Here is an 8,766-nt window from a genome sequence, read left to right as displayed (position 1 = left end):
GAAAATCCTCGCGCCCTCCCTGCTGCCGCAGAAAGGGAAAGGGTGGACGACTTTTACGCCGCCCGCAGCAGCTCCATGCCGCCGCTTCCGTGGCCTAGTTTCTCACCGCCGTTCTCAGATGCTCTAGCTCAGGACGACGCGGGTGTGCCACCCGTCGCAGGCCCGCGCGAGGTCGGGCGGCAGCGGGCGGTCGGTCAACAGGCAGTCCAGTTCGGACAGCGACGCGATCCGGGCCGGCGCGCTGCGGGCGAACTTGGAATGGTCGGCCACCAGGAAGGTGCGCCGCGACTGCCGCAGGATGGTCTGGCTAACGCCCACCTCTCGGATGTCGAAGTCCAGCAGGTCGCCGTCGCGGTCCAGCGCCGAACAGCCGATCACCGCCAAGTCGAACTTGAACTGCCGGATGGTCTCGGCCGCCAGGGTCCCGACTAGCCCGCCGTCGGCACGGCGCAGGTGGCCGCCCGTCACGATGACCTCGCATCCCGGATTGGCCGCAAGGATGTTGGCCACGTTCATGTTGTTCGTCACCACCATCAGGTTGGCGTGGCCCAGAAGCTCTCTCGCGACGGCCTCGGTGCTGGTGCCGATGTTCAGGAACAGGGCGATGTTGTCGGGGATCTCGGCCGCGCAGGCGCGGGCGATCGCGGTCTTGGCGTCGTGGTGCAGAACGCGGCGTTCCTCATATCCGATGTTCGCCACGCCCGAGGGCAGGACCGCGCCGCCGTGCACTCGCTCCAACCGCCCGGCCTCGGCCAGATCGGCCAGGTCGCGGCGGATGGTCTGCAGCGTGACGCCGAAATGCCCGGCCAGCTCCTCGACCGTGACCTTGCCGTCACGACGGGCGATGTCGAGGATCTCGGGCTGGCGGAAGGTCTGCGACATGGGACACCTGCGGCTTCGCCAAGCTGTGCCATGTTCGTCCGTAACAGGCAAGATGCGCGCCCCAAGCCCGACATTCCGAACATACTCGACTTTCCTTTCTGTTCGGTTTGGCGCAGACTGGGACGCATCATCTGCGAGGGACTGCGACGTGACTGACAAAACAGTCGACCTGTTCATCATCGGCGGCGGCATCAACGGCTGCGGCATCGCACGTGACGCGGCAGGCCGCGGTCTCTCCGTCACTGTGGCCGAGATGGGCGATCTGGCGCAGGCGACATCGTCGGCCTCGACCAAGCTGTTCCATGGCGGCTTGCGCTATCTTGAATATTTCGAGTTCCGCCTGGTCCGGGAGGCCCTGATCGAGCGCGAGGTCCTGCTGCGCGCCATGCCGCATATCAGCTGGCCGATGCGCTTCGTGCTGCCCTGGCACCCGGACATGCGCTTCGAATCCGACACGCCGACCTCGAAGCTGCTGGGGATGGCAATGCCCTGGATGCGGGGACGGCGGCCGTCCTGGCTGATCCGGCTGGGGCTATTCATGTATGACACCCTTGGCGGCCGCAAGATCCTGCCCGGCACGCGCACCCTGTCGCTTGACGGCACGCCGGAAGGTGCGCCGCTGCAGGAACGCTTTCACCACGCTTATGAATATTCGGACTGCTGGGTCGAGGATTCGCGGTTGGTCGTCCTGAACGCCCGCGATGCCGCGGCGAGGGGTGCCTGCATCATGGTCGGCACCAAGGTGCTGTCGGCCGAACGCCACGCCGACCATTGGATCGTCAGCACCCGGGACGTGCGGACCGGCGACATCACCCGCCACCGCGCCCGCATGCTGGTCAACGCGGGCGGACCCTGGGTGGGCGACATCATCCGCGGCACGATCCGCCTGAACTCCACCGAGGGGGTGCGGCTGGTGCGTGGCTCGCACATCGTGACGCGCAGGCTCTATGATCACGACAAGTGCTATTTCTTCCAGGGCACCGACGGGCGGATCATCTTCGCGATCCCCTACGAAGGCGACTTCACGCTGATCGGCACGACGGATGCCGACCATCCGGGCCCCTCGACCAAGCCCGAATGCACGCCGGAAGAGCGGGACTATCTGCTGCGTTTCGCCAGCGAATATTTCCGCAAGCCGGTCACGGTGGATGATGTCGTCTGGTCCTATTCCGGTGTCCGCCCTCTCTATGACGACGGGGCGTCCAGCGCGACGGCAGCGACGCGGGACTATACGCTGAAGGTCGACCAGGCGGGTGGGGCGCCGGTCCTCAACGTCTTCGGCGGCAAGATCACCACCTATCGGCGGCTGGCGGAGTCGGCGCTGGAACAGATCGCGCCCTTCTTTGACGGGTTGCCCGGCGCCTGGACGCGCGGCGTCCCGCTGCCGGGCGGCGATTTTCCGGTGGGCGGCGTCCCTGGGCTGATCGTCGATCTGCGGGCGGCGCATCCCTTCCTGACCCAGGGATGGGCGCGGCGGCTGGTCCGCGCCTATGGCCGCGACGCTGGCGAGATTCTGAAAGGCGCGCGGTCGGCCGCCGATCTTGGCCGCGACTTCGGCGCGACCCTGACCGAGGCCGAGGTCGTCTGGCTGATGGACCGCGAATATGCCCGCCGGGCCGAAGACGTGGTCTGGCGCCGCAGCAAGCTGGGCCTGCGGCTGTCGCCGGATCAGGTGGCGGCGCTGGATGCGTGGATGCAGGATCGCCAGTCCCCCGCCGAAACCACGATGGCAGCCGCCGCGGCAAGCCGTTAACCTGCTCTTGTGCCCATCGACGACCGGAGGAGAAGCCCATGTCCCATGTCCTTGCCATCGACCAGGGCACGACCTCGTCCCGCGCGATCCTGTTCGACCGCGCCCTGAAACCCTGCGCCAGTGCGCAGGAAGAGTTCCCGCAGCATTTCCCGCGCTCGGGCTGGGTCGAACACGATCCCCGCGACCTGTGGTCCAGCACCGCCGCGACCTGCCGCGCCGCGATCGAGAAATGCGGCAACCCGCCCATCGATGCGATCGGCATCACCAACCAGCGCGAAACCGTGGTGGTCTGGGACCGCGCCACAGGCAAGCCAATCCACAACGCCATCGTCTGGCAGGACCGTCGCACCGCCGCCTTTTGCCGCGAGCTTGAGGATGCCGGCCACGGCGACATGATCACCGCGCGGACCGGCCTGCTGATCGATCCCTATTTCTCGGCCACGAAGCTGAAGTGGATCCTGGACCATGTCGAGGGCGCCCGCGCGCGGGCCGCGGCGGGCGAACTGGCCTTCGGCACGGTGGACAGCTGGCTGATCTGGAACCTGACCGGCGGCAAGGTCCACGCGACCGACGCGACCAACGCCGCGCGCACGATGCTCTATGACATCCACAAGGGGCGCTGGAGCACATCGATCTGCCAGCTGTTCGACATTCCCCTGTCGATGCTGCCCGAGGTCCGCGACTGCGCGGCAGATTTCGGCACCACGCGCGCGGACCTGTTCGGCAGGCCGGTCCCGATCACCGGCGTCGCGGGCGACCAGCAGGCGGCGACCGTGGGGCAGGCCTGCTTCCAGCCGGGGATGCTGAAATCCACCTATGGCACGGGCTGCTTCGCGCTGCTGAACACGGGCGAGAGGCCGGTGGCTTCTACTCAGCGGCTGCTGACGACCATCGCCTATCAGCTGGACGGCAAGCCGACCTATGCGCTGGAAGGCTCGATCTTCATCGCGGGCGCCGTGGTGCAATGGCTGCGCGACGGGCTGAAGATCATCCGAAACGCGGCCGAGACGCAGCCACTGGCCGAAACCGCCGATCCCTCGCAGCAGGTCATCCTGGTTCCGGCCTTCACCGGCCTTGGCGCGCCCTACTGGAGCCCTGACAGCCGCGGCGCGATCTATGGGCTGACCCGCAACTCCGGCCCCGCCGAATTCGCCCGCGCCGCGCTGGAAAGCGTGGGCTTCCAGACCCGCGACCTGCTGGAGGCGATGAAGGCGGACTGGACGCAGGGCGGCACCGCCCTGCGCGTCGATGGCGGGATGAGCGCGTCGGACTTTGCCATGCAGTTCCTGGCCGACATCCTGGGCGCGCAGGTCGACCGTCCCAAGGTGCTGGAAACGACGGCGCTTGGCGCGGCCTGGCTTGCGGGGCAGCGCCAGGGCATCTATCCGGGCACCGACGGCTTCGCGACCGAGTGGCGGCTTGACCGCAGCTTCCAGCCGGTGATGGACGATGCCGACCGGCAGGCGCGCTATGCCGCCTGGCGCCGGGCGGTCAAGGCGACGATGTCGCTTTAACAAGGGACGACAAGGGGCGGCATGCAAAAGGTAATCTTCGACACGGACCCCGGCGTGGACGATGCGCTGGCGCTGCTCTATCTGCTGCGCCACCCTGACATCGACCTCATGGGCGTGACCACGGTCTTCGGGAACGCGCCCGTGGCGCTGACGACGCGGAACGCCCGCTTCCTGCTGCGGTCCTGGGGCCATGACGTTCCGGTCCATGCCGGCTCGGCCGGACCGCTGACGCCGGACATGCCGGAGGACGATTTTCCGGTCCACATTCACGGCCGCAACGGGCTTGGCGACCACCCGGTGCCCGACGACCCAAGGGAAGAGGCCGAGAGCGCCAGCAGCTTCCTGATCGACACGATCCGCGCGAACCCCGGCCAGATCCGCATCCTGGCGGTCGGTCGCATGACGAACCTGGCCCGCGCGCTGCAGACGGCGCCGGACATCGCCGACCTGGTGCGCGACGTGGTGATCATGGGGGGCGCCTTCCGCGTGCCCGGCAACATCACCCCCGCGGCCGAGGCGAACATCTGGGGCGATCCGCTGGCCGCCGACCTTGTCTTCGGCGCGGGCTGGCAGGTCACCGCGATCCCCCTGGACCTGACGACGCGGACCTTCATGACGCGGCCGATGCTGGCGCGTCTGGCGCAGGAGGGCGGCCCGGACATGCAGCTGGTGGCCGACCTGTCGCAGGGCTATGTCGGCTTCTACAGGCAGTCCGGCTATGACGGGATGGTCGTCCACGACTGCTGCGCGTCGGTCTTCCTGACCGATCCCGAACTGTTCGCCCTGACCACGGGCGAGGTGCGCGTTCCCTGGCAGGGCATCGCCCTTGGCACCACGATGATGAACCCGTCGGATCGTCAGGGGCCGATGGATGCTTGGGCGGACCGGCCCCGGCAGGCCGCCGCGCTGGACGGCCAGCCCGAGGCGATCCTGGCCCGCATCGCGCAGGTCTGCGCCGGCTAAGCGGGGGGACGAAACGGCGTCTTGCGCAGCCCGCCCCGACCTGACCAGATAGGGGTCCCAGGGCCCCTTTCGGAGCAAACATGGACGACAGGCTGGACGTGGCGATCATCGGCGCAGGCATTACCGGCATCACCTGCGCACGCAAGTTGCAGGCGGCGGGGCTGCGGGTGCGACTGTTCGACAAGAGCCGCGGGGCCGGCGGCCGCCTGGCGACGCGGCGGACGGATGGCGGCCTGCGCTTCGATCACGGCGCACAGTACCTGCAGCCCCGTCACCCTGACTTCAAGACCCTGCTGGAGGATCTGCGCGGATCTGGCCAGATCGCCGACTGGGATCAGATCGACGGTGCCTTCGTCGGGACGCCGGGCATGTCGCAACTGCCGCGCGCACTGTCGCGCGACCTGGACATCCGCCAAGGCGCGCCGGTGACGCAGCTGGTGGCCGAGCGGCCCGGCTGGCGGCTTGGCGTCGACGGGGAATGGCACGGGGCCCGCAGGGTCGTCCTGGCCATCCCCGCCCCGCAGGCCCGCGACCTGCTGGGGCAGGACCACGCCTTCGCGGCCGCGCTTCGGATGGTGCATTTCCAAGCCAACATCACGGTGATGATCGGCCTGGACCCGGCCGCGCCGCGCCCCTTCGTGACGCGTAAGGGGCAGGGGCCGCTGGCCTGGATCGCGCAGGACAGCGCCAAGCCCGGCCGTGGCGGGCTGCCCCTGACCACTTGGGTCGTGCAGGCCGACCCGGAATGGAGCATGGCGAACATCGACCTTCCCTTTGACACCCTCGCCGACAGGGTCGCGCCGCTTCTGCTGCGGACCATCGGCGCAGAGCCGGATCACCTGCGCCACAAGGCGGCGCATCGCTGGCTGTACGCGCGCGCGGATCAACCGTTGGGTCACCCCTTCCTGTCGGACGATGCGTCCGGCGTGATCGTCGGGGGCGACTGGACCCTGGGTCTCACGGCCGAGGATGGCTGGACCAGCGGTCGCGCCATGGCGGCGCACCTGCTGGCGACCTGAGGCGTTGACCGACGACCGCCGCCCGCGCGACGTGCCGCAGGGACGCCTGTCGCGGATGCTGCGGATCGGCGGCCTCGCCTCGGGGATCGGCGGGCGGGCGCTGGCGGAAGGTGCGCGGCAGATGGCCAGCGGACAGCGGCCGCGGGCGCAGGACCTATTGCTGACGCCGGCCAATGCCGCACGGCTGGCCGCCGGACTGGCGCAGATGCGCGGTGCGGCGATGAAGCTGGGACAACTGATCTCGATGGACGCCGGGGAGTTCCTGCCGCCCGAGCTGGCCCAGATCCTGTCCCGCCTGCGCGCCGACGCCGACCCGATGCCGCCCAAGCAGCTTCAGCGGGTGCTGGACGCGGCTTGGGGCGAAGGCTGGCTGCGGCATTTCAGCCGCTTCCAGGTGCGTCCGATCGCTGCCGCCTCAATCGGGCAGGTGCATCGCGCCCAGACCCGCGACGGTCGCGATCTGGCGATCAAGGTGCAGTATCCGGGCGTCCGCGCCAGCATCAACAGCGACATCGCGAACCTAGGCCTTTTGTTCCGCGTGCCGGGCGCGCTTCCTCCAGGTCTCGATCTGCCGTCGCTGCTGGCCGAGGCGCGCCTGCAACTGCATGCCGAGGCCGATTACGTTCAAGAGGCCGCCCAGATGCGCCGCTTCGGCCAGCTTCTGGCGGATCGGCCCGAGTTTCTGCTGCCAGTGCCCGACGACCAGTTCTGCACCCGCGACGTGCTGGCGATGGACTTCATCGACAGCCGCCCCATCGAGACGCTGGCGGATGCCCCGCAGGCGCTGCGCGACAGGGTCGCGACCGACCTGGTCCGGCTGGTCATAGACGAGCTGTTCGCCTTCAACCTGATGCAGACCGACCCCAACTTTGCGAATTTCCGCTGGCAGCCGGACAGCGGTCGGATCGTGCTGCTGGATTTCGGCGCGACGCGCGGCTTCTCGGATCCTGTCGCGCCCCGCTATCTGGCACTGCTGCGGGCGGCCTTGGCGGGTGATGCCGAGGCCATCAGGAGGACCGCTGTCAACATCGGTTATTTCCGGGCCGACACCGATGCGGATCACCAAGCGATGCTGCTGCAGATGATGGAGACGGCCTTCCAGCCGTTGCGGCGCGGGGGTGTGTTTGACGTCGCGTCGACCGACATCCCGCAGCGCATCACAGAAGTTGCGATGCAGATCGCCCGCACCCGCCAGCGGGCCGAGATGCCGCCACCCGAAGTCCTGTTCCTGCATCGCAAGTTTGGCGGTCTTTACCTGCTGCTGGCGCGGCTTCATGCGCGGGTCGACTTGGATGATTTAGTCGATCCCGGCAGGCTGGAGGCCCAACTGAACGCCCGTAGCCAGGCATCGGCCAGACAGCCCCCGTCGCCTTGACGAGAGGCCAGCCTTGACTGCGCGCGACCTGCCGCAGCGCCAGGCACAGCCCGTGGACACCCCACACACCATCGAGACGACCAGGACCGACAGTTCGCGTTCCAGGAGGCTAGAGCGCGTTGCGCCTAGTCGGCTCCAGTCGAATTTCCTCGTGGATCTCGCACAGTTAGCGGTTCATGGCACCGCCAGTCACCCCCGGGGCGCATCCAGCCCGCCATGACGCAGGGCGGCGATGAAGGTCTGGGTGTTGCAGTGGCCGAAGGGCGCACGGTCGACAAGGCGCGCCTTCTGGAGGCCGTCCGGTGGTCCTGGCCATGTTCGCCTTCGGCGACGTCTCGTCGATGAAGCCGAGGCGCATGAACGGTTGGCGTCGCGTGATGCAGATATGGCCTGCCGGATCTCGGGCCGCTTCTGCTCGAGGGCTTGCAGGTCCTTTTTCGTGGGTCAGCCCGAGACCGTGCAAAAACCTCCAGACCGAGACACCGGTGAATGGCGATGCTGCGATGATCTGCAAGTTCGCCGACCAGGCCGTTTGGGGGCAGATCGGGCTTTCGCGCGGTGATCCAGCCCCACAGCAACCCATTTGCCATGACCACCACCATGGCCTTCGGAGCTAACCCGCCCGTCTCGCGCTTCAGGATCACCATGTCGTTGACGAGTTTCACCGAAACCCGGAACCGCGCAGCGGCTGAACGGCGCGAGCTCCCTTCCTCCACGACCACCACAACGCGCTGTCGGAGTGCCATGGAATGCGGTCTGCCAATATCATCCCTCCACCTGTCATGCAGGCAGGGGACCACAGATCGAGCCACAAAGGTACCCTGGAGCGGGCAAACTGAAACACGCTCTAGCAGGGTGCAGGGCGGAGCATCGGCCGTCGCGACCGCCTGCGCCGCCTAAAGCTCTCTGTCTTGGCATTCCTTCGACGGCCGTTCCTGACAGCACATAAGGATGTGCAAGAAGCTTCTCGGCCGGCTACTCCCTTGCAGCAGAGGCGACACCATGTCAGCTGGTCCACCATCCACAACCTGTCGGATCTCGCTCAGCCAATCGGTCGGGAAGCCGGATGAGACTGGCGATTTTGTCAGCATAGCTGTTTGATCCCACGGTTTGATGGTGCGATCCTTTTTCAGGAATGGTGGAGTGCGCCCCTCGGGCTGGACAGCTTGAGCTGAAGATTTTGACCGGGGCGCGGTTCTGATAAGGAGAACCGCATGACCAAGAAGCACCGTCGTCACAGCACGTCCAAGAAACGCGAAG

Annotated in this window: 7 protein-coding genes; 5 read left to right on the top strand and 2 right to left on the bottom strand. The window is 67.6% G+C overall.

The window, feature by feature from the left end; genetic code table 11:
- Window positions 1-123 precede the first annotated feature (123 nt).
- Window positions 124-882: a DeoR/GlpR family DNA-binding transcription regulator gene (locus tag OC184_RS18675; RefSeq protein ID WP_265508664.1), complete on the bottom strand. Its 759-nt coding sequence runs from the start codon at window positions 880-882 to the stop codon at window positions 124-126.
- Between the two features lie 148 nt (window positions 883-1,030).
- Between OC184_RS18675 and glpD the strand changes: the two genes are divergently transcribed.
- The 5 genes from glpD (at window position 1,031) to OC184_RS18650 (ending at window position 7,506) form a co-directional block, all read left to right on the top strand.
- Complete coding sequence (glpD, locus tag OC184_RS18670) at window positions 1,031-2,635, top strand: glycerol-3-phosphate dehydrogenase (protein WP_265508663.1); 1,605 nt, start codon at window positions 1,031-1,033, stop codon at window positions 2,633-2,635.
- 38 nt (window positions 2,636-2,673) lie between these two features.
- The gene (gene glpK / locus OC184_RS18665; protein WP_265508662.1) at window positions 2,674-4,149 is read left to right on the top strand and encodes a glycerol kinase GlpK; all 1,476 of its coding nucleotides are present in this window, start codon (window positions 2,674-2,676) and stop codon (window positions 4,147-4,149) included.
- 21 nt (window positions 4,150-4,170) lie between these two features.
- Window positions 4,171-5,112, top strand: a complete 942-nt coding sequence (locus tag OC184_RS18660) for a nucleoside hydrolase (protein WP_265508661.1) — start codon at window positions 4,171-4,173, stop codon at window positions 5,110-5,112.
- Window positions 5,113-5,192: 80 nt separating this feature from the next.
- On the top strand, window positions 5,193-6,131 hold the full coding sequence (locus OC184_RS18655; protein WP_265508660.1) for an NAD(P)/FAD-dependent oxidoreductase: 939 nt from the start codon (window positions 5,193-5,195) through the stop codon (window positions 6,129-6,131).
- Window positions 6,132-6,135: 4 nt separating this feature from the next.
- Entirely contained in the window at window positions 6,136-7,506 is a 1,371-nt protein-coding gene (locus OC184_RS18650; protein ID WP_265508658.1) for an ABC1 kinase family protein, read from the top strand.
- 896 nt (window positions 7,507-8,402) lie between these two features.
- Here the strand turns inward: OC184_RS18650 and OC184_RS18645 are convergent.
- A partial coding sequence (locus OC184_RS18645; protein ID WP_265508657.1) for a hypothetical protein occupies window positions 8,403-8,766 on the bottom strand: 364 nt, incomplete at its 5' end.

This window comes from Paracoccus rhizosphaerae, assembly GCF_026162645.1.
GTDB lineage: Bacteria > Pseudomonadota > Alphaproteobacteria > Rhodobacterales > Rhodobacteraceae > Paracoccus > Paracoccus rhizosphaerae.
The sequence above is the reverse complement of the archived record's forward strand: the minus strand, read 5'-3'. Positions and strand labels throughout refer to the sequence as shown.

Bases quoted from the DNA above. Each gene is read 5' to 3' on its own strand.
- OC184_RS18675 (WP_265508664.1), bottom strand. From the start codon at position 882: ATGTCGCAGACCTTCCGCCAGCCCGAGATCCTCGACATCGCCCGTCGT.
- OC184_RS18660 (WP_265508661.1), top strand. From the start codon at position 4,171: ATGCAAAAGGTAATCTTCGACACGGACCCCGGCGTGGACGATGCGCTG.
- glpK (WP_265508662.1), top strand. From the start codon at position 2,674: ATGTCCCATGTCCTTGCCATCGACCAGGGCACGACCTCGTCCCGCGCG.
- OC184_RS18655 (WP_265508660.1), top strand. From the start codon at position 5,193: ATGGACGACAGGCTGGACGTGGCGATCATCGGCGCAGGCATTACCGGC.